The 20455-nt window shown below is 71.2% G+C and carries 16 protein-coding genes and 1 pseudogene; 12 read left to right on the top strand and 5 right to left on the bottom strand.

Annotated features, from left to right (window positions below; all coding sequences use genetic code 11):
* Window position 1: 1 nt before the first annotated feature.
* On the bottom strand, window positions 2-697 hold the full coding sequence (locus ABZ027_RS12900) for a glycerophosphodiester phosphodiesterase (RefSeq protein ID WP_356767389.1): 696 nt from the start codon (window positions 695-697) through the stop codon (window positions 2-4).
* Window positions 698-715: 18 nt separating this feature from the next.
* Window positions 716-1853: pseudogene (locus ABZ027_RS12895) on the bottom strand (adenosine deaminase).
* A 113-nt stretch (window positions 1854-1966) separates the two neighbouring features.
* Here ABZ027_RS12895 and ABZ027_RS12890 point away from each other — a divergent pair.
* A complete protein-coding gene (locus ABZ027_RS12890) occupies window positions 1967-2689 on the top strand; it encodes a DUF4190 domain-containing protein (protein WP_356767387.1) in 723 nt (240 codons plus the stop codon).
* Window positions 2690-2872: 183 nt separating this feature from the next.
* Entirely contained in the window at window positions 2873-3355 is a 483-nt protein-coding gene (locus ABZ027_RS12885) for a DUF4190 domain-containing protein (protein ID WP_356767385.1), read from the top strand.
* A gap of 79 nt (window positions 3356-3434) precedes the next feature.
* Here the strand turns inward: ABZ027_RS12885 and ABZ027_RS12880 are convergent, their stop codons facing one another.
* Window positions 3435-4031, bottom strand: coding sequence for an NADAR family protein (locus tag ABZ027_RS12880; protein WP_356767383.1), 597 nt, complete (start codon window positions 4029-4031; stop codon window positions 3435-3437).
* A 210-nt stretch (window positions 4032-4241) separates the two neighbouring features.
* Here ABZ027_RS12880 and ABZ027_RS12875 point away from each other — a divergent pair, with 210 nt between their 5' ends.
* The 7 genes from ABZ027_RS12875 (at window position 4242) to ABZ027_RS12845 (ending at window position 12028) form a co-directional block, all read left to right on the top strand.
* On the top strand, window positions 4242-5795 hold the full coding sequence (locus ABZ027_RS12875; RefSeq protein ID WP_356767381.1) for a gamma-aminobutyraldehyde dehydrogenase: 1554 nt from the start codon (window positions 4242-4244) through the stop codon (window positions 5793-5795).
* Window positions 5796-5863: 68 nt separating this feature from the next.
* On the top strand, window positions 5864-7111 hold the full coding sequence (locus ABZ027_RS12870; protein WP_356767379.1) for a spermidine/putrescine ABC transporter substrate-binding protein: 1248 nt from the start codon (window positions 5864-5866) through the stop codon (window positions 7109-7111).
* The gene (locus tag ABZ027_RS12865) at window positions 7108-8286 is read left to right on the top strand and encodes an ABC transporter ATP-binding protein (protein ID WP_356767377.1); all 1179 of its coding nucleotides are present in this window, start codon (window positions 7108-7110) and stop codon (window positions 8284-8286) included. The genes ABZ027_RS12870 and ABZ027_RS12865 overlap by 4 nt, the downstream gene beginning before the upstream one ends.
* On the top strand, window positions 8286-9209 hold the full coding sequence (locus ABZ027_RS12860; protein ID WP_356767375.1) for an ABC transporter permease: 924 nt from the start codon (window positions 8286-8288) through the stop codon (window positions 9207-9209). The genes ABZ027_RS12865 and ABZ027_RS12860 overlap by 1 nt, the downstream gene beginning before the upstream one ends.
* A complete protein-coding gene (locus ABZ027_RS12855) occupies window positions 9210-10010 on the top strand; it encodes an ABC transporter permease (protein ID WP_356767373.1) in 801 nt (266 codons plus the stop codon).
* A 22-nt stretch (window positions 10011-10032) separates the two neighbouring features.
* Window positions 10033-11451, top strand: coding sequence for an FAD-dependent oxidoreductase (locus tag ABZ027_RS12850; RefSeq protein ID WP_356767371.1), 1419 nt, complete (start codon window positions 10033-10035; stop codon window positions 11449-11451).
* Between the two features lie 124 nt (window positions 11452-11575).
* Window positions 11576-12028 (top strand): hypothetical protein, encoded by a 453-nt coding sequence (locus ABZ027_RS12845; protein ID WP_356767369.1) that lies wholly within the window; start codon window positions 11576-11578, stop codon window positions 12026-12028.
* Here ABZ027_RS12845 and ABZ027_RS12840 read toward each other — a convergent pair.
* Window positions 12025-12888, bottom strand: a complete 864-nt coding sequence (locus tag ABZ027_RS12840) for a phosphatase PAP2 family protein (RefSeq protein WP_356767367.1) — start codon at window positions 12886-12888, stop codon at window positions 12025-12027. The two genes, ABZ027_RS12845 and ABZ027_RS12840, sit on opposite strands and share 4 nt — an antisense overlap.
* Window positions 12889-13008: 120 nt before the next feature.
* Window positions 13009-14343 carry a 4-aminobutyrate--2-oxoglutarate transaminase gene (gabT, locus tag ABZ027_RS12835; protein ID WP_356767365.1) on the bottom strand — a complete coding sequence of 445 codons (1335 nt, stop codon included), beginning with the start codon at window positions 14341-14343 and terminating at the stop codon, window positions 13009-13011.
* Window positions 14344-14684: 341 nt separating this feature from the next.
* On the opposite strand from gabT, the gene ABZ027_RS12830 reads away from it, so the two are divergent.
* The 3 genes from ABZ027_RS12830 to ABZ027_RS12820 all read left to right on the top strand — a co-directional run bounded on the left by ABZ027_RS12830 (window position 14685) and on the right by ABZ027_RS12820 (window position 20439).
* Entirely contained in the window at window positions 14685-16811 is a 2127-nt protein-coding gene (locus ABZ027_RS12830; protein WP_356767363.1) for an ATP-binding protein, read from the top strand.
* A 105-nt stretch (window positions 16812-16916) separates the two neighbouring features.
* Entirely contained in the window at window positions 16917-18647 is a 1731-nt protein-coding gene (locus ABZ027_RS12825; protein ID WP_356767361.1) for a PucR family transcriptional regulator, read from the top strand.
* A gap of 346 nt (window positions 18648-18993) precedes the next feature.
* Window positions 18994-20439, top strand: a complete 1446-nt coding sequence (locus ABZ027_RS12820; RefSeq protein ID WP_356767553.1) for an aldehyde dehydrogenase family protein — start codon at window positions 18994-18996, stop codon at window positions 20437-20439.
* The last annotated feature ends 16 nt before the right edge of the window (window positions 20440-20455 follow it).

Raw genomic sequence — 20455 nt, 5'->3', positions numbered from 1 at the left:
CTCAAGCTTCCGGGGTGCCGTCGCGCAGGGCGCACAGGATGTCGACGCGGTTGGTGGTGATCGAGTCGACGCCCATGGCGATGAGGCGGCGCATGGAGCGGCGTGTGTCGGGGGTCCAGACGGAGAGCAGACAGCCGTCGGTGTGAACGCGCTCGGCCAGGGCGCGATTTACCAGCCCGAAGCGGTAGTTGAGCCAGCGCGGGCGCACCGCGTCCAGCAAGGCGGCCCGGGGCGGGGCCAGCGTGGTCCAGGTCAGTGCGATCTCGGCGGCGGGGTCGGCGGCGCGTACGGCGAGCATGGCCCGGGCGCCCGCGCAGTAGTACACCCTCTCCCGCGCCCCGCACTCCCGCACCACGTCCACGACCCGGCGGGCCGCCCGCACGTCCGGGGTGCCCGGCAGGTCGAGCAGCACCCGGCTCCCCTCGGTCGCGGCCAGCGCCTGGGCGAGCGTCGGCACCCCGCCGTCCGTGAGCCCGCGCACCTCGTCCGCCGACAGCGACAGCAGCGGCCGTTCGTGCTCCCACAACCGCTTCAGCGTGTCGTCGTGCAGCAGGACGGGAACGCCGTCCCGGGTGAGCCGTACGTCGATCTCGACCGCGTCCGCGCCCCGCAGGAGCGCGGAACGCAGCGAGTCGACGGTGTTCTCACGGACGCGGTAGGGGTCGCCGCGATGGGCCACGGCGGTCAGCTTCTGCATGCGCCCATTGTGCTGTGGTCAGGGCGCGAGCCAACCGGTGGTGTACGTCTCGATCTCGTCCTTGATCCGGGACTTGCCCGTCTCGTCGAGGAACGAGGCGTCGACCGCGTTCTTCGCCAGCTCGGCCAGTCCCCGCTCGTCGAGGTCCAGCAGCCGGGCGGCGACGGCGTACTCGTTGTTGAGGTCGGTGCCGAACATCGGCGGGTCGTCGGAGTTGATCGTGACCAGCACGCCGGCCTTCACGAACTCCTTGATGGGGTGCTCGTCGAGCGTGGACACCGCCCGGGTGGCGATGTTGGAGGTCGGGCACACCTCCAGCGGGATCCGGTGCTCGGCGAGATGGGCGAGGAGTTTCTCGTCCCGCGCGGAACTGGTGCCGTGTCCGATGCGCTCGGCGCGCAGGTGGGTCAGCGCGTCCCACACCGTCTCCGGGCCGGTGGTCTCGCCGGCGTGCGGGACGGAGTGCAGACCGGCCGCGATCGCCCGGTCGAAGTGCGGCTTGAACTGTGGCCGGGGTACGCCGACTTCGGGCCCGCCGAGCCCGAACGACACCAAGCCCTCCGGCCGCAGACGCTCGTCGGTGGCCATCCGTACCGTCTCCTCGGCGGACAGCAGACCGGCCTCGCCCGGAATGTCGAAGCACCAGCGCAGGACCGTCCCGAACTCGGCTTCGGCCGCTTTGCGGGCGTCCTCGATCGCCTCCATGAAGGCGAGTTCGTCGATGCCGCGCCGGGTCGAGGAGAACGGCGTGATGGTCAGCTCGGCGTAGCGCACCTGCTGCCGGGCCAGGTCCCGGGCGATCTCGTACGTCAGCAGCCGTACGTCCTCCGGCGTGCGGATCAGGTCGACGACGGACAGATACACGTCGATGAAGTGCGCGAAGTCCGTGAAGGTGAAGAAGTCGACCAGGGCCTCGGGGTCGGTGGGGACCTTGGAGTCGGGGTGGCGGGCGGCCAGCGTGGAGACGATGCGCGGGGAGGCGGAACCGACGTGGTGGACGTGGAGTTCGGCCTTGGGCAGCGACGCGATGAACGCCCGCAGATCGCGTGAGGCACGGGCGTCGACGAGGTGCTCGGTCATGGGGGCCTCCCCGGGGCAGGGCGCCGGGCACCGGTCGGGGTGCGGCGCGGGTGATCGGCTGATCGAATGCGGTCACATCGTAGGCCGTGGGCGGCGGTGGACCCCGGGGCGGGCTGGGGCCGAACCGGCGGTGAGGCGCGGTGGGCGAGGCCGTAGCATGGCGGCACGATCGATTGAGGGGGACACGACGTGACGGACGCAACGCAGCCGAGCGGGGAGGCCGGAGGCGGCCGCGACCCCTGGGCGCCGCCGGAGAGCAGGCCGTCCCTGGACAAGAACCAGGCACCCGGCTCCGGTCAGGCCCCAGGCGCCGCCCAGCCGCCCGGGTCACCGCCGCCGTCCGTTCACGACCAGGCCACGGTCACCTCGATGCCCGCCGACGGGTACGCCGCACCCGGCTACACCCAGCCCGATCACACCCCGCCCGGCTACCCGCCGCCCGGCGCCGCCGCCCAGGGCGCCGGCGCACCCGGTTCCGCGCTGCCGCCCCCGCCGGTCGCACCCAACGGCCCCGCGGCTCCCGGCGGTTACGGATACCCGTCCTACCCCGCCGGCTACGGCTGGCCCGGTATGCAGGCGCCCCCGCAGAACGGCATGGGCGTCGCCGCGATGGTCCTGGGCATCCTGTCCTGCTGTCTGTTCTGCATCTACGGCGTCGTCTCGATCGTGCTCGGCATCCTCGCGGTGGTCTTCGGCATCAAGGGGAAGAAGCGGGCCGAGCGCGGCGAGGCCGACAACCACGGCCAGGCGCAGGCCGGCCTGATCACGGGCGTCATCGGCATCATCCTCGGCGTCGCGGTCATCGTCCTGATCGCCATCGGGATCACGGCCGCGATCAACATGGACGACGAGTACGGCGACTCCTACGGCGCCTTGCGGGCCGGGCCGGTGTCCGTGCTCGCGAACGACTGAGGCACCGGCCGGATCAGCCACCGGCCGGAAAAGTCACCGGCCGGATCAGTCACCGATTCAGCCACGAAGGCAGCGCCCGGAGCAACTGCCGGGCCCACCTGCCGAATTCACCGGACGAAACGGTGCGCCCCGAGGTGAGCAGGGCCATTACGATGCCCTGGCAGTCAACGAGGGGAGCAGTTCATGTCCGACGCCAATCCCGGACCCGGTGGGTTCGGGCCACCGCCGACCCAGCCGCCGCAGCCTTCGCAGCCGGGCTACGCCTATCCGCAGTCCGGGTCGGCTCCGGGGTACGGCTACCCCTCCCAGGGGCAGTCCTACGCGAGCCCGGCCCCGTCCTACCCGGCCGCCGCTCCGGTGGGCGCCTACCCGCAGATGCCCGGCTACGGCATGACACCGCAGCCGAGCAACGGCATGGGCACGACCGGTCTGGTGCTGGGCATCATCGGCGTCGTGTGCAGCCTGACGTTCTTCCTGTGGTTCTTCGGGGTCATCCTCGGGATTCTCGGGATCATCTTCGGCGCGATCGGCCGCGGCAAGGCGGGCCGCGGTGAGGCGACCAACAAGGGTGCGGCGACCGCGGGGCTCGTCTGCGGCATCGTGGCCACGGTGATCCTGCCGCTGCTGGGGCTCCTGCTCTTCGCGAGTTTCATGAGCGCCATCTGAGCCGTGGCTGGGGCGGGGCGGGCCCGGCGGCCGGTCCCGCCCCAGCCCGTCCCGGCGGCGAGGCCCGTCCGGCCCCGCCTCAGCCCGTCTCGCCGGCCAGGCCGGTCCGCAGCCGCTCCCGCGCCTCCATCAGCGCGAACCCGAGCAGGTTCGGCCCGCGCCACCGCCGCGGATCCGCGGCCGCCTCGTCGTCGGCGGCCAGGCCGATGCCCCACACCCGGTCCACCGGGCTCGCCTCCACCAGCACCCTCTCGCTGCCCGCCCCCGTGGCCAGCAGGAAGTCCCGCAACGCGGGATGCGCGGCGAACTTGTGCACGCTGCCCTCGACCACGATCCGGAACCGCTCCCGCTCCCACACCGCCTCGTCGAAGCCGCGCACCAGGCGCCCCGCCTTCTTGGCCTCGGCCGGATGCCCCGCCGCCAGCGCCCGCTCCTCGGCCCGAGCGTCGTCGAAGAGCCGTGCCTTGCACGCCATCATCCAGTGCTCGGCAGTCGCGTAGGACACGCCCGCCACCGTGAACGGCGAGGGCCACCACTGGCTCAGACAGCTCGGCCCCACACCGCCGCCGCTGGGTGGCCGGTGTCCCCAGAAGTACAGGTACTTGATCCTGGAGCCTGCCTCCACCTCCCTGACCAGCGCCTCCCGCGAATCGATCCTCCCCGTGATCCCTTTCATGCACGGAAGTCTGGCAGGCACCACTGACACCCCGCCCTGTCTTTCACCGACGGACTCGACACCTGGTCGACAGATTTCGTCGCGTAACCAAAAGGCAACAACGGAATCACTTGTTGGCTGCCCTCACCTCTGTCAGGATCGGCACTCAAATCGAGCTGGAGCTACGCCACCCGCCTCCCTGAACGCGGGGCGACGGCGGAGGAGAGCGACATGCACAATCCGGGCACTGTCACCCCGGACCGGTTCGCGGCCCGGGAGCGCTTCGCCGAGGGCGACCAGTTCATCGGGGGCCGGCTGACCACGGGGACTTCCGGCCGTACGCACGCGGTCGTCGACCCGTCGACCGGCGAGGAGGTGTACACGTACGAGCTGGCGGGCGCCGCCGACGTGGACGCGGCCGTGGCCGCCGCCCGCGCCGCCTTCCCCGGCTGGTCCTCGCTCACCCCGGGCGGGCGCTCCGACGCCCTGCACCGCTTCGCCGCGGTGCTCGCCGACCGTGCCGAGGACTTCGCCCGGGCCGAGTCCCTCCAGTGCGGCAAGCCGCTCAAGCTGACCCGTGAGTTCGACGTGCCGGGCACGATCGACAACACCGCCTTCTTCGCGGGCGCCGCCCGGCACCTCGAGGGCCAGTCCGCAGGCGAGTACTCAGGTGACCACACCTCCTACGTCCGCCGCGAGCCGATCGGTGTCGTCGGATCCATCGCGCCCTGGAACTACCCCCTCCAGATGGCCGCCTGGAAGATCCTCCCGGCGATCGCCGCGGGCAACACGATCGTGCTGAAGCCCGCCGAGCTCACCCCGCTCACCTCGCTGCTGTTCGCGCAGGCCGCCACCCACGCCGGGATCCCCGACGGTGTGATCAACATCGTCAACGGCGCCGGCCGGGAGGCCGGTGAGCACCTCGTCGGCCACCCGGACGTGGCGATGACGTCCTTCACCGGCTCCACCACCGTCGGCAAGCGCGTCGCCGAGATCGCCACCGCCACCGTCAAACGTCTCCACCTGGAGCTGGGCGGCAAGGCACCGTTCGTCGTCTTCGACGACGCCGACCTGGAGGCGGCCGTCAACGGCGCGGTCGCGGGCGCGCTCATCAACACCGGGCAGGACTGCACGGCGGCCACCCGCGCGTACGTACAGCGTCCGCTCTACCAGGCCTTCGTCGAGCGGACGGCCGCCCTCATGGAGACCGTCCGGCTCGGCGACCCGTTCGACCCCGGCACCGACCTCGGCCCGCTGATCTCGCACGTCCACCGCGACCGGGTCGCCGGGTTCGTCGACCGGGCGCGCGGTTACGCACGCGTGGTGACCGGCGGTGAGGCTCCGCGGGCGGACCTCAAGAGCGGTGCGTACTACCGCCCCACCCTGGTCGTCGACGCGGCCCAGGACAGTGAGATCGTCCAGTCCGAGATCTTCGGGCCGGTCCTGGTCGTGCTGCCCTTCGACACCGACGACGAGGGCCTTCGGCTGGCCAACGACACACCGTACGGACTCGCCGCCTCCGCCTGGAGCCGGGACGTCTACCGGGCGAACCGCGCCACCCGGGAGCTCAGGGCGGGCTGCGTGTGGATCAACGACCACATCCCGATCATCAGCGAGATGCCCCACGGCGGGTACCGGGCGTCCGGCTTCGGCAAGGACATGTCCGCGTACTCCTTCGAGGAGTACACGCAGATCAAACACGTCATGTTCGACAACACGGCGGTGCCCCGCAAGGACTGGCACCGGACCATCTTCGGGGACCGACAGCGACAGCGGGCCGACTGACCCCCGGCCGCGCAGCCGCACAAAAGGATTCTTGTCACAAGGGCATCTCCCGAAAGGGCATCACGCGCATGGAGCAGTACGAGCCCGACCGCCTGTCCCCGGCCCAGGTGGCCGCCATGCGGCGCAGCCTCAGGAACGGCAGGGCCGCCATGACCCGGCGGTCCGTGCTGCGCGCCTCCGCGGGCGGCGCGTTGGCGATCGGCGGTCTCGGCGCGCTGAGCGCCTGCGGCATCCCCGCGGCCGGTAAAACCCAGGGCGGCGTCTCCGCGGACGACCACTCGGCGAAGGAGAAGACCGTCAACTTCTCCAACTGGACCGAGTACATGGACGTGGACAAGAGCGAGAAGCACCACCCCACGCTCGACCAGTTCACCGCCCGGACCGGCATCAAGGTCAAGTACACCGAGGACATCAACGACAACAACGAGTTCTTCGGCAAGATCAAGCCGCAACTCGCCGCCGGCCAGGACACCGGCCGCGACCTCATCGTCCTCACCGACTGGCTGGCCGGACGCCTCATCCGCCTGGGCTGGGTCCAGAAACTGGACGCGTCCAACCTCCCGCACGCCTACGCCAACCTGTCGGCCCAGTTCCGCAGCCCCGACTGGGACCCGGGCCGCGCCTACTCGTACGTGTGGCAGGGCATCTCGACGGTCATCGCCTACAACAAGAAGGCGCTCGACGGCGTGGAGGTGAAGTCCCTCTCCGATCTGCTCGACAACCCGAAGCTCAAGGGCCGGGTCGGCTTCCTGTCGGAGATGCGTGACAGCGTCGGGATGACCCTGCTCGACATGGGCAAGGACCCCGCGACCTTCACGGCGGACGACTACGACGCGGTGATCGCCCGCCTCCAGAAGGCCGTCGACAAGGGCCAGATCCGCCGCTTCACCGGCAACGACTACACCTCCGACCTCACCAGCGGCGACTTCGCGGCCTGTGTCGCCTGGGCCGGTGACGTGGTCCAGCTCAAGGCGGACAGCCCGGACATCGACTTCCTGATCCCGGACAGCGGCTACATGACGTCGACCGACAACCTGCTGATCCCCAACAAGGCCCGGCACAAGACGAACGCCGAACGGCTCATCGACTACTACTACGAGCCGAAACCGGCCGCCGAGCTCGCCGCGTACATCAACTACGTGTGTCCCGTCGACGGAGTCAAGCCCGAGCTGGCGAAACTCGACCAGGACGCGGCGAACAACCCGCTGATCATCCCGGACAAGGCCATGGCCGCGAAGTCCCACGCCTTCCGCTCACTGAGCTCGAAGGAAGACACCGAGTTCGAAGAGAAGTTCGCGAAGCTGACTGGGGCGTGATCACCGTGAAGAGCACCGACAAGACCGACCACGGCGGCGACGTCCGCCTCTCGGGCATAGCCAAGACCTACGGCTCCTTCACCGCCGTACACCCACTCGACCTGACCGTCCCGCACGGCTCCTTCTTCGCCCTGCTCGGCGCCTCCGGCTGCGGCAAGACCACCACCCTGCGCATGATCGCGGGCCTGGAGGAACCTTCCGCCGGCACGGTCTTCCTCGGCGATCAGGAAGTGACCGACCTGCCGCCGTACAAGCGGCCGGTGAACACCGTCTTCCAGTCCTACGCCCTCTTCCCGCACCTCGACATCTTTGAGAACGTCGCCTTCGGCCTGCGTCGGCGCGGCATCAGGTCGGTGAAGAAGCAGGTCGAGGAGATGCTCGACCTGGTCCAGCTCGGCGAGCAGGCACGCAAGAAGCCGCACCAGCTCTCCGGCGGCCAGCAGCAGCGCGTCGCGGTGGCCCGCGCGCTGATCAACACCCCCAAGGTGCTGCTCCTCGACGAGCCCCTCGGCGCCCTGGACCTCAAGCTGCGCCGCCAGATGCAGCTGGAGCTCAAGCGCATCCAGACCGAGGTCGGCATCACCTTCATCCACGTCACCCACGACCAGGAGGAGGCCATGACCATGGCCGACACGGTCGCCGTGATGAACGCGGGCCGCGTCGAACAGCTCGGCTCGCCCACCGACCTCTACGAGAACCCGAACACCACGTTCGTCGCCAACTTCCTCGGCACCTCCAACCTGATCGAGGCCGAGGTCGACGGCAGCGGCGACGACATCGTCCTCAAGGCGGGCGGCGGCAAGCTGGTCCTGCCTCAGGCGCGCTGCAGCGCACCGACGACGACCGGCGGCAGGGTGCTGGTCGGGATCCGCCCGGAGAAGATCTCCCTCACCCACGCCGACCAGGCGGGCGAGATACCCGAGGGCCGCAACCGGATCACCGGCACGATCGCCGACTCCAGCTTCATCGGCGTGTCCACGCAGTACGTCATCGACTCGCCCGTGTGCCCCGAGTTCGAGGTGTACGCCCAGAACATCGACCGCGACGCCCGGCTGGTGCCCGGCGCCGAGGTCGTCCTGCACTGGAACCCCGCGCACACCTTCGGGCTCGACGCGGCCCAGGACATCGACGCCGGCACCGACGCGGGCGTCGACACGGCGGAAGAGGCGGCCTGATGGCGACGCTCACCGAGGCGCCTCCCCTGGCGCCCGCTCCGCAGAACAAGCCCCCGCGCAAACGCGGGCGTCTCGTGCCGTACTGGCTCCTGCTGCCCGGCATCCTGTGGCTGCTGGTCTTCTTCGCGCTGCCGATGATCTACCAGGCCTCCACGTCCGTGCAGACGGGCTCCCTGGAGGAGGGCTACAAGGTCACCTGGCACCTCGCGACCTACTGGGACGCGCTGAGCGAGTACTGGCCGCAGTTCCTGCGCTCGGTCCTGTACGCCGGAGCCGCCACGATCCTGTGTCTGGCCCTCGGCTACCCGCTGGCCTATCTGATCGCCTTCCGCGCGGGCCGCTGGCGGAACCTGATCATGATTCTGGTGATCGCGCCGTTCTTCACCAGCTTCCTGATCCGCACGCTCGCCTGGAAGACGATCCTCGCGGACGGCGGCCCGGTCGTCGGGGCGCTCAACACGCTGCACGTCCTGGACGTCACCAACTGGCTCGGCTGGACCTCCGGCGACCGCGTGCTGGCCACGCCACTCGCCGTGGTCTGCGGTCTGACGTACAACTTCCTGCCGTTCATGATCCTGCCGCTGTACAGCTCACTGGAGCGCATCGACGGGCGCCTGCACGAGGCGGCGGGCGACCTGTACGCCAGGCCGTGGACCACCTTCCGCAAGGTGACCTTCCCGCTGTCGATGCCGGGTGTCGTCTCCGGCACGCTGCTGACCTTCATTCCGGCGGCCGGTGACTACGTCAACGCCGAACTGCTGGGCTCGACCGACACCCGCATGATCGGAAACGTCATCCAGACGCAGTTCCTGCGGATCCTGGACTATCCGACGGCCGCGGCCCTCTCGTTCATCCTCATGGCCGGAATTCTTCTCATGGTCACGTTCTACATCCGCCGGTCCGGGACGGAGGACCTGGTCTAAATGCCCTTCGTCACCTGGCTCAAGCGCCATCTGGTCGTCATCGCCGGACTGGTCACCCTCGGATATCTCCTGCTGCCCAACGTCGTCGTCACGGTGTTCTCCTTCAACAAGCCGAAGGGGCGCTTCAACTACGCGTGGCAGCAGTTCTCCACGGACGCGTGGAAGGACCCGTGCGGGGTCGCCGGCATGTGCGGTTCGCTGTCGGTCAGCCTCCAGATCGCCTTCTGGGCGACCATCGGCGCCACCGTCCTGGGCACCATGATCGCCTTCGCGCTGGTCCGCTACCGGTTCCGCGCCCGGGGCACCGTCAACTCGCTGATCTTCCTGCCCATGGCCATGCCCGAGGTCGTCATGGCGGCCTCGCTGCTGACCCTGTTCCTCAACCTGGGCGCGCAACTGGGCTTCTGGACGATCCTGATCGCGCACATCATGTTCTGTCTCAGCTTCGTCGTCGTCGCCGTCAAGGCGCGCGTGATGTCGATGGACCCGCGCCTGGAGGAAGCCGCACGGGACCTGTACGCCGGTCCCGCACAGACCTTCCTGCGGGTCACCCTGCCCATCGCGGCGCCCGGGATCGCGGCGGGCGCGCTGCTGTCCTTCGCGCTGTCCTTCGACGATTTCATCATCACGAACTTCAACGCGGGCTCGACCGTCACCTTCCCCATGTTCGTCTGGGGTTCGGCACAGCGCGGAACGCCCGTCCAGATCAATGTCATCGGCACGGCCATGTTCCTCGTCGCCGTGCTGCTCGTCCTGGCCTCGATGGTCGTCGGCAATCGCCGCAACAGGCAGAAGTCATAAGACCCCGTAGGGAGTTGGAATCATGGCCGCAGGAGCCATGAGCCGTTGGACCAGGTCACTTTCCGACGCCCAGCCGGTCCCGTACTGGCTGGACGACCCCGGCAGACCGCGCCCCGAGCCCGCGCTCACCGGCGTCGAGACCTGCGACCTGCTGGTCGTCGGCGGCGGCTACAGCGGACTGTGGACCGCGCTCCTCGCCAAGGAACGCGACCCCGGAAGGGATGTCGTCCTCCTGGAAGGCCGTGAGGTGGGCTGGGCCGCCTCCGGCCGCAACGGAGGCTTCTGCGCCGCCTCCCTCACGCACGGCCTGCCCAACGGACTGGCCCGCTGGCCGGGCGAGATCCACAAGCTCCAGGAACTGGGCGCCCGCAACCTCGACGAGATCGAGGAGTCGGTCGCCCGGCACGACCTCGACTGCGACTTCGAGCGCACCGGCGAGATCGACGTGGCGACCGAGCCGTACCAGGCGCGGGAACTGCGCGACTGGTACCAGGAGATGCGGCGCGAGGGCCTCGCCGAGGGCGTGGAGTTCCTGGACGCGGAGGCGGTACGGGACCAGGTGGCCTCCCCGACCTTCCAGGCGGGCCTCCACGACCGCCGGGGCGTGGCCATGCTCCACCCGGCGAAACTCGCCTGGAACCTGAAGCGGGCGTGTGTCCGGCTCGGCGTCCGCGTCCACGAGCACACCCCCGCCCTCACCCTGAAGCCGTACGGCGCCGGGATGGCCGTACACACTCCGTACGGCCAGGTCCGCGCCCGCAAGGTCGCGCTCGGCACGAACATCTTCCCCAGCCTGGTCAGGCGCGTGCGGGCGTACACGGTCCCGGTCTACGACTACGCGCTGATGACCGAGCCGCTGACCGCCGGCCAGCTGGCCTCGATCGGCTGGAAGAACCGGCAGGGGCTGGGGGACAGCGCCAACCAGTTCCACTACTTCAGGCTGTCGGCGGACAACCGCGTCCTGTGGGGCGGCTACGACGCGATCTACCCGTACGGCGGCCGGGTGCGCGCCGAGTTCGACGACCGCCCGCAGACCTACGCCAAGCTCGCCGGGCACTTCTTCACCTGCTTCCCGCAGCTGGAGGACGTCCGCTTCACCCACGCGTGGGGCGGCGCGATCGACACCTGCTCGCGCTTCTCGGCGTTCTACGGCACGGCCCACCACGGGAAGGTGGCGTACGCGGCGGGCTACACCGGCCTCGGCGTCGGGGCCACCCGTTTCGGGGCCCAGGTGATGCTGGACCTGCTGGCGGGGGAGTCCACGGAGCGCACCTCACTCGCGATGGTCCGCAGGAAACCGCTGCCGTTCCCGCCCGAGCCCTTCGCCTGGACGGGCATCGCCCTCACCAAGTGGTCGCTGGCCCGGGCGGACGCGCGCGGCGGCCGGCGCAATCTGTGGCTGCGCACGATGGACCGCCTGGGGCTGGGCTTCGACAGCTGACCCGAAGGAAGGGGTGGGCGATCCGTTTCACTCCAACGTGGCGCCGAAACCGGCGTAATGGATACCAAGGGCCGCCCTCTCTCTCGTGACGTGAACCGCGTCCACGGAGAAAGGGAGGTCCCTCATGACTGCGGCGAAGACGGCGGTGGACTGGCTCGTATCCGCCGCACCCGACCCCGAGGTCTGTCGCTGGGAGTGGGAACGCAGTCCCCTCGGGGTCGCCCTCCTGCCCGCCGGCCGGGCCTGGGACGTGCTGATCCTGCCGGGCGAACTCGGCTGTCCCACCCTTGACGTCGTCACCCGCGTCCTCGACCGGCCGGGTCCGGTGCTCGTCGACTCCGGCGACGCCCGGACGGGCTTCCTGGTCCCGCCGGGCACCGCGGACCGCTGGCTCGGCACGGGCATCCGTACGGCGGGCGCCGGGACCTGGATCGTCGTGCCGTACCCGGGGCGCTCGACCGGCAGGGTCCGCTGGCTGGTCACCCCCGACGGCTCCGGCACCCTCACCGACCCGGCTCTCCTCGAACTGGCCATGCACGAGGCGGCGGCGGACCTGGCGAGGGTGAGGAAGGACTAAGAGATGTCCCGGACGCGGCGGTCAGTACCCCGGCCGGCGGGGGTTCTCCGCCCCAGGAACAGCCACAGCGACGCGAGCAGCACCGTGCACAGGCACCAACTGGCCACGACGTCCAGTGGCCAGTGGTAGCCGTGGCGGACCAGGCCGAAGGAGACGCCCAGGACGAGCAGCGCGCAGGCGGCGAGGAGGACGTGACGGGCGGGGCCGCGCAGCCGGGGCAGCAGGAGCAGGGTCGCGGAGCCGTAGGCGAGGGCGGCCGTGGCGGTGTGGCCGGAGGGGAAGTAGCCGGTGGCGGGGGGTACGGCAGGGGTGCCCGGACGGGCGACGAGTTCCTTCAGCGGGACGATCAGGGCCGGGGCCAGCGCCATCAGGAGGGCGGCGACGGTGACCGACAGCCACCAGCGGTCTGTACCAGCGCGGCGGGAGCGCCAGGCGACCTGGACCAGTACGACGACCAGGACCGGGACCGCTACCTGGACATTGCCCAGGTCGGCGAGGAGTTGGGAGAAGCGGTCCGGGTGGACCAGGGCACGGCTGACGCGTTCGTCCACCCGCACCAGCGGGCCGTCGACGACGACCTGCCAGGTGATCAACGCGAAGAGGAGGGCCGGAAGCCCGAGCACCCCGAGAAGGAGGAAGGAGGCCGGCCGCCCCGGAACAGGGGGGGTGGTTCCGGGGCGGCCGATCGGATCGGATGGTCGCGCGCCCCGGGGGGTTTGGGGCGAGCGACTGTCCGATCGGTGAGGAGATCCGGAGCCAGAGGCCCCGTTTGTGTGCGCGAGGGCACGACCAGGTCGAAGCTGGGGAGGCCTCAACCTGAACTCGTCCGCGGTTTCCCGCGGACGGGGTGTATCTCTCATCTGGGTAGAACCTACGGCAGGGGGTGGGCGGAAGACAGGTGGAATCGAGTCCTGTCATCTACCTCGCACACTCTCTTCACACCGTCTGCCGTTGCTGCGATCAGGTGTGCGAGGCGACCGTCAGATGCGCGCGAAGGCCTGCTCGATGATGTCCAGGCCCTCGTTCAGCAGATCCTCGCCGATGACCAGCGGCGGCAGGAAGCGCAGCACGTTGCCGTAGGTGCCACAGGTCAGGACCAGCAGGCCCTCCTGGTGGCAGGCCTTGGCCAGCGCGGCCGTCGCGGAGGGGTTCGGCTCCTTCGTCGTACGGTCCTCGACCAGCTCGATGGCGATCATCGCGCCGCGGCCGCGGATGTCGCCGATGATGTCGAACTTCTCGGCCATGGCACCCAGACGGGCCTTCATCGTCGCCTCGATCGCCTTCGCCCGGGCGTTGAGGTCGAGCTCCTTCATCGTCTCGATCGAGCCCAGCGCGCCCGCGCAGGCGACGGGGTTGCCGCCGTAGGTGCCGCCCAGGCCGCCCGCGTGCGCGGCGTCCATGATCTCGGCGCGGCCGGTCACCGCGGCCAGCGGCAGACCGCCGGCGATGCCCTTCGCCGTGGTGATCAGGTCCGGGACGATGCCCTCGTCCTCGCAGGCGAACCACTGGCCGGTGCGGCAGAACCCGGACTGGATCTCGTCGGCGACGAAGACGATGCCGTTGTCGGTGGCGAACTGCCTGAGGGCGGGCAGGAAGCCGGTCGCCGGCTCGATGAAGCCGCCCTCGCCGAGCACCGGCTCGATGATGATCGCGGCCACGTTGTCCGGGCCGACCTGCTTGGTGATCTGGTCGATGGCCTGGGCGGCGGCCTCCGGGCCCGCGTTGTCGGGGCCGGTCGGCCAGCGGTAGCCGTAGGCCATCGGCATCCGGTAGACCTCGGGCGCGAACGGGCCGAAGCCGTGCTTGTACGGCATGTTCTTCGCGGTCAGCGCCATGGTGAGGTTCGTACGGCCGTGATAGCCGTGGTCGAAGACGACGACCGCCTGGCGCTTGGTGTACGCGCGGGCGATCTTGACGGCGTTCTCGACGGCCTCCGCGCCACTGTTGAACAGGGCGCTCTTCTTGGCGTGGTCACCCGGCGTGAGCTCGGCGAGGGCCTCGGCGACCTCCACGTACCCCTCGTACGGGGTGACCATGAAACAGGTGTGCGTGAAGTCGGCGAGCTGGGCGGAGGCCCGGCGTACGACGGCTTCGGCGGAGGCGCCGACGGAGGTGACCGCGATGCCGGAGCCGAAGTCGATCAGACGGTTGCCGTCGACGTCCTCGATGATCCCGCCACCCGCGCGGGCGGTGAACACGGGCAGCACGGAGCCCACACCGGCCGCGACCGCGGCGGTACGGCGGGCCTGCAGCTCCTGCGACTTCGGGCCGGGGATGGCGGTGACGACGCGGCGCTCCTGCGGAAGTGCGGTCATGAGAGCTCCCTGAAGATCTTGCGAACCGGAGATTCCGGGATGGGCGTCTTTCGGACGCTTGAGGTCTTTTCTCGAGGTCTTTTCTCGCAGGCTAGGACGGGGGACTGGGGGTGGGCATGCTCCATGTGGGCGGTTTCGGCGATGTCCATTGTCCGCCGTGGACATAGCGAGGGACATCGCGCTGGACACAGCGCTGGACCGGGCGGTGGACACAGCGGTGGACAAGGCGGCGGAACCGCTGAGCATCGGTCACCCGGCCGGGTAACCGTGAACTCCCCTTCCGGGGGCGTTAGATTGACTCGCTGATGGTGGACGGAACGGCTGGTCAAGGGGCGAGGGCGATGGACAGCGACGGGACGCACGACGCGCGGGGTACGCATGCGAACCCGGTGCCACGTCCCGCGGGGCCACCGGAGGTGCCCGCGATGCCACCGCGGCCTCCCGCGGGGCCGGGCGTGCCGCCGATGCCGGACGGGTCGGCCTTCCTCACCTGGCTGCGCACCCCCCGCCCGGAGGCGGCGCCGGGCATGTGGCGGTTCGGGCACCGGCCCCGCCCGGAGGAGGAGCCCGAGCAGATCCCGACGCGGCAGCTGCTCAGCGGCGCGCTGATCGCGTTCCTGGTGGGCTGGCTGGTCTGGTCCCTGCTGTGGAACGGCTACCTCGGCGGCTGGTGGGTGCTGCCCCTGGAACTGTTCACCCCGGACTCCTGGCGGCACAGTGACGACCGGGTCGGCAACGCGATCCTCTGGTACGGCTACTACGTCCTGATCGCCTTCACGATCATGCTCGTCGTCGGCCGTCTCGGCCGCTGGGGCGAGATCTGGCGCCGCTTCGGCCCACCCGCCTGGAACCGTGCCGTCCCGACGTCCGAACGAGTCCCCACCCCCGAGCAGGACCCCGCCGAGTGGCCCCAGCTGCGGGCCGCCGGCGCCGCCGACGCCGCCGAACGGCTCGCCGCCGAGGCCCGCGCCGGGCTGATGCGGGATGTCGACCACGCCCGGATCACCCGCGCCTGGCAGGGCGTACGCAGCGGCCGGCACAGCCTCGCCACCTTCACCGGCGCCGTCCTCCAGGAGGGAGCCCGCGCCTGCCCGCACCCCTCCGGCGAACGTGACCTGCCGACCCGGCTGGCCCACCACGACCTGGTCACCGGCCAGGTACGTCTGGGCACCACGGCCGACGACGCCCGCAACCCGTACGCCTACCGGGGCACCGGCCTCGGCCTGGGCCCCGACCTGCTCGGCACCTCGCTGCTCGCCGTCGGACCGGCCGGCTCCGGCAAGACCGGGACCGTCGTGCGTCCGCTCGCCGAGTCCCTGTGCCTGCACGCGCTGGCCGGCCGGGCGGCCGTCGTCGTGGTCGGCGCCGCGGGCGCGGGGCTCGGCCCGGCCGACTCCTACGACGTCGTCGTACAGATCGGGAACCCGGACTCCGTGTACGACCTCGACCTGTACGGCGGGACCAGCGACCCGGACGAGGCGGCGGCCGTGCTCGCCGAGGCGCTCGTCGGAGACCTCGCCGAACCTCACCAGGGCGGCGACACCCGCCGGTCCACCACCGTCCTGGCCCAGCTCCTCGGACCGTTCCGCGCGGTCCACGGACGCTTTCCCTCCGTACCGGAGCTGCGGCAGCTCCTCGACGGCGCCGCGGCACCCCTGGCCGCGCTGCGCCAGGGGCTCCAGGACGCCGGGCAGGAGTCACTGCTGCGTGAACTGGACGCGCGGGAGCGGCAGATGAGCCACCCGGGGGACGTCGGCGGGGTCCTCGCCGACCGGGTCGCGCTGCTCGACCGGCCGGCCTTCGCCGGGTTCTTCGACACCTCCGGACAGTCCCGGCCCTTCTCGCTGAAGGCGGTGGACCACCCGGTGCGGGTGCGCGTCGACCTGCCCCAGCGCGGGCACGCCGACGCCTCGAAGATGCTGGCGCGGCTGGTCCTGGCACAGTTCACGGCGAGCGTCGCGGTACGGGAGGACCGGTCGCTGTTCGCCTGCCTGGTGCTCGACGACGCGACCGGCGTGGTGACACCCGAGGCGGTGCGGGGCATCCAGCGGCTGCGGTCCGGCAACGCCGGGGTCGTGCTGACCCTGCGCACGCTGGACGACGTGCCGAGGCCGCTGCGCGGGCCGCTGCTCGGGGCCACCGGCTGCCGGATGGCGCTGTCCGGGCTCACTCCGTGGGACGGGCAGGACTTCGCCGAGGTGTGGGGCAAGGAGTGGATCGACGCCACCGACGTCACGGACCGGCAGATCATCGCCGAGACCCCGGCCGGCAAGGCGCTCCACATGGTCCGACGGGTGATCACCGGCAAGGCGCCGACCGCGCGGGCCGTGACCGTGCGGCAGGTCGAGCGGGAGCGGTGGTCCGCGTCCGAACTGGCGCACGGGGTACCGCCGGGGCACGCCGTGCTGTCGCTGACGAATGTGAAGGGGGAGCACGCGCCGCCGCTGCTGGTCGATCTACGGGGCTGAGGTGACGCGCCGACCGTACAGTGAGGCAGAATCACCATAGGTCGTTCATACACGGCGGCCAAAAGATCACAAAGATCACAACGGTCACACATACTTGAAGGCCTCATGCCCCCGACGCTCGCCTCGCTCGTCCATCACTCCGCGCTCAAGCTCACCGTGCGCGCGGGCGGCGATCGCCTGGACGTCCCGGTCCGCTGGGCCCACGCAAGCGAACTCGCCGACCCCGTGCCCTACATGGAGGGCGGGGAACTGCTGCTGATCACCGCGCTGAAGCTGGACGCCGAGGACCCGGAGACCATGCTCGGTTACGTGCGGCGGCTGGTCGGGGCGGGCGTCGCCGGGCTCGGGTTCGCCGTCGGGGTCAACTACGAGGAGATTCCCAAGGCGCTGGTCGAGGCCGCCGAGCAGGAGGGGCTGCCGCTGCTGGAAGTGCCGCGGCGCACCCCGTTCCTCGCCATCAGCAAGGCCGTCTCGGCGGCGATCGCGGCCGACCAGTACCGGGCGGTGACCGCGGGCTTCGCCGCGCAGCGCGAACTGACCCGGCAGACCCTCAACGACGGCCCGGAGGGACTGCTCGCCGCGCTCGCCTCCCAGGTGGACGGATGGGCGGCGCTCTACGACGCCTCGGGCGCCGTCGTCGCCACCGCGCCGGAGTGGGCGGGCCGTCGCGCCGCCCGGCTGACCGCGGACGTCGAGCGGCTGCGGGAGCGGCCCGCGCCCGCCTCGTCGGTGGTGGGCGGCCCCCCGCACGAGGACCGGATCGAACTGCACTCGCTGGGCACCGGCCGTCGGCCACGGGCCGCGCTGGCCGTGGGCACCGCCGCCGCGCTCGGTACGGCCGAGCGGTACGCCCTGCACTCGGCCATCGCCCTGCTGACGCTCACCACGGAACGCTCGCGGTCCCTGCACGCGGCCGAGCAGCGGGTCGGGGCGGCGGTGCTGCGCATGCTGCTCGCCGGTGAGCCCGACCACGCGCGGGCGGTCGCCGGGGACCTGTACGGGGAGTTGCTCGACGCGCCGTTCCGGATGATCGTCGCCGAGTCGGCCTCCGCCGCGTCGGCCGCGCGGGTGCAGGCCGACAGTCACGCGCGGGTCCCGCTCACCAAGTCCACGGCGGCGACGCTGGCCGCCGCCGACGGCCAGGGCGATCCGCTGGGGTCGCTCACCGAGGTCCTGGAGTCGGCGGCCGCGCGGTCCGGGGAGACGGTGCTGGTCGTGCCCCAGGGGGACGGCGAGGGGAAGCGGCTGGTGGCGCTGGCCGCGGACCGGGGCGCGGCGGTGGCCGCGTGCGCGGAGTACGCGACGGCGCTGGAGGCCGCGCGGGAGGGCGGCGACGCGGCGGCGGAGCAGACGGCCGGCGCGGGACCCGGACCCGGTTCCGGATCCGCAGCGGGGACCGTCGGGCACGAGGACGAGCTGGTCGTCGGGATGTCGGCGCCGGCCGGGCCGATCGCGGCCGCCGCCGCGTACAAGCAGGCCGAGCAGGCGTTGTCGGTGGCTCGGCGGCGGGGGTGGGTGTGTGTCGAGCACGAGCAGATGGCGGCGGGCTCGGTGGTGCCGCTGCTCGCGGACGACGCCGTGAAGGCCTTCGCGGACGGCTTGCTGCGGGCCCTGCACGACCATGACGCCCGGGGCCGGGGCGACCTGGTGGCCTCCCTGCGGGCGTGGCTGTCGCGGCACGGCCAGTGGGACGCGGCTGCCGCGGACCTGAAGGTCCACCGGCACACCTTGCGGTACCGGATGCGGCGGGTGGAGGAGATCCTGGGACGGTCACTGGACGACCCGGACGTGCGGATGGAGCTGTGGCTGGCACTGAAGGCGACGTCGTCGGAGTAGGCGCGGGGGTGCGGGTGCCGTTGCCAGGGCTCTGCCCCGGGCCCCCGTTTCGCCCACCACGCCCACCCGTCTTGGTCGGGCAGTCAAGTGGTCCTCCAAAGCCGGGTCCGCCGGTGACGTGCGCCTCTCGACCACCGAGTCGGGTGGCGGGTGGGCATAGGCCGGGGGTCTGATGGCGGAGCCCCCAGGGACACCCGCCCCCACCCTGCCAAACCGGAGTACTACCACACGCCACCACTACACCTCGGCCAACCACAGTCCACCCGCCCCCGTCCTACCGTGGAACGCATCGCACCACCCACCCCCAACGCGGAAGGGCCGGGACTCGCACATGCCCAACGACACTGTGGTGGCCACCCACGCTTTCTGGCTCGCCGGCCGTCAGGCCACCGGCGAGGACACCTTCGCCGTCACCTCCCCGTGGGACGGCCGTCTCGTCGGCGAGGTCGCCCTGCCGACCGACGCCCAGATCGAAGAGGCCGTGGCCGCCGCGTACGCCGTCCGCGAGGACTTCGCCGCCACCCCGGCCCACGTACGCGCCGCCGCCCTCGACCACGTCAGCAGGCGGCTCGTCGAACGCACCGAGGAGATCGCCCAGCTGATCTCCGCCGAGAACGGCAAGCCGCTCAAGTGGGCGCGCGGCGAGGTCGGGCGGGCCGTCTCCGTCTTCCGCTTCGCGGCCGAGGAGGCCCGGCGCTTCAACGGCGGCGAGGCCCAGCGGCTGGACACCGACGCCGGCGGCCAGGGGCGCCTCGCCCTCACCCGCCGCTTCCCGAAGGGCGTCGTGCTCGGCATCGCGCCCTTCAACTTCCCGCTCAACCTGTGCGCCCACAAGGTCGCCCCGGCGATCGCGGCCGGCGCGCCGATCATCCTGAAGCCGGCGCCCGCCACCCCGCTCTCCGGTCTGGTCATCGGCGAGCTGCTGGCCGAGACCGACCTCCCGGCCGGCTCCTGGAGCGTCCTGCCCGTCCCGAACGACCGGATGCCGGCCCTCGTCCAGGACGAGCGGCTCCCCGTGATCTCCTTCACCGGCTCCGAGAAGGTCGGTTACGCGATCATGGACTCGGTGCCCCGCAAGCACTGCACCCTGGAACTCGGCGGCAACGGCGCCGCGGTCGTCCTCGGCGACTACGCCTCCGACGCCGACCTCGACTGGGCCGCCACCCGTATCGCCACCTTCTCCAACTACCAGGGCGGCCAGTCCTGCATCTCCGTGCAGCGGGTGATCGCGGACGCCTCCGTGTACGACCGTCTCCTGCCGCGGGTCGTCGCCGCCGTCGAGGCCCAGGTCACCGGTGACCCGAGCGACGACAAGACCGACGTCGGGCCGCTGGTCAGCGAGGACGCGGCGAAGCGGGTCGAGGCGTGGGTGCGGGAGGCCGTCGAGGCCGGGGCCCGGCTCCTGACCGGCGGCGAGCGGGACGGCGCCTCGTACGCGCCGACCGTCCTGACCGACGTACCGGCCGACACGACCATCTCCTGCGAGGAGGTCTTCGGGCCCGTCCTCACCATCCGGAAGGTGGACGGGGAGGCGGAGGCCTTCGCCGCCGTCAACGACTCCAAGTACGGCCTCCAGGCGGGTGTGTTCACCCACGACCTCCAGGCCGCCTTCCGCGCCCACCGCGCGCTGGAGGTCGGCGGTGTCGTCATCGGCGACGTGCCGTCCTACCGCGCCGACCAGATGCCGTACGGCGGCGCCAAGCAGTCCGGAGTGGGCCGCGAGGGCGTGAAGTTCGCGATGGACGACTACACCTACGAGCGGGTCCTGGTGCTGACGGGCCTCGCCCTGTGAGCCGAGCGCCCCGCTG

It is taken from the genome of Streptomyces sp. NPDC006332 (assembly GCF_040612855.1).
Taxonomy (GTDB): Bacteria; Actinomycetota; Actinomycetes; order Streptomycetales; family Streptomycetaceae; genus Streptomyces.
The sequence above is the reverse complement of the archived record's forward strand: the minus strand, read 5'-3'. Positions and strand labels throughout refer to the sequence as shown.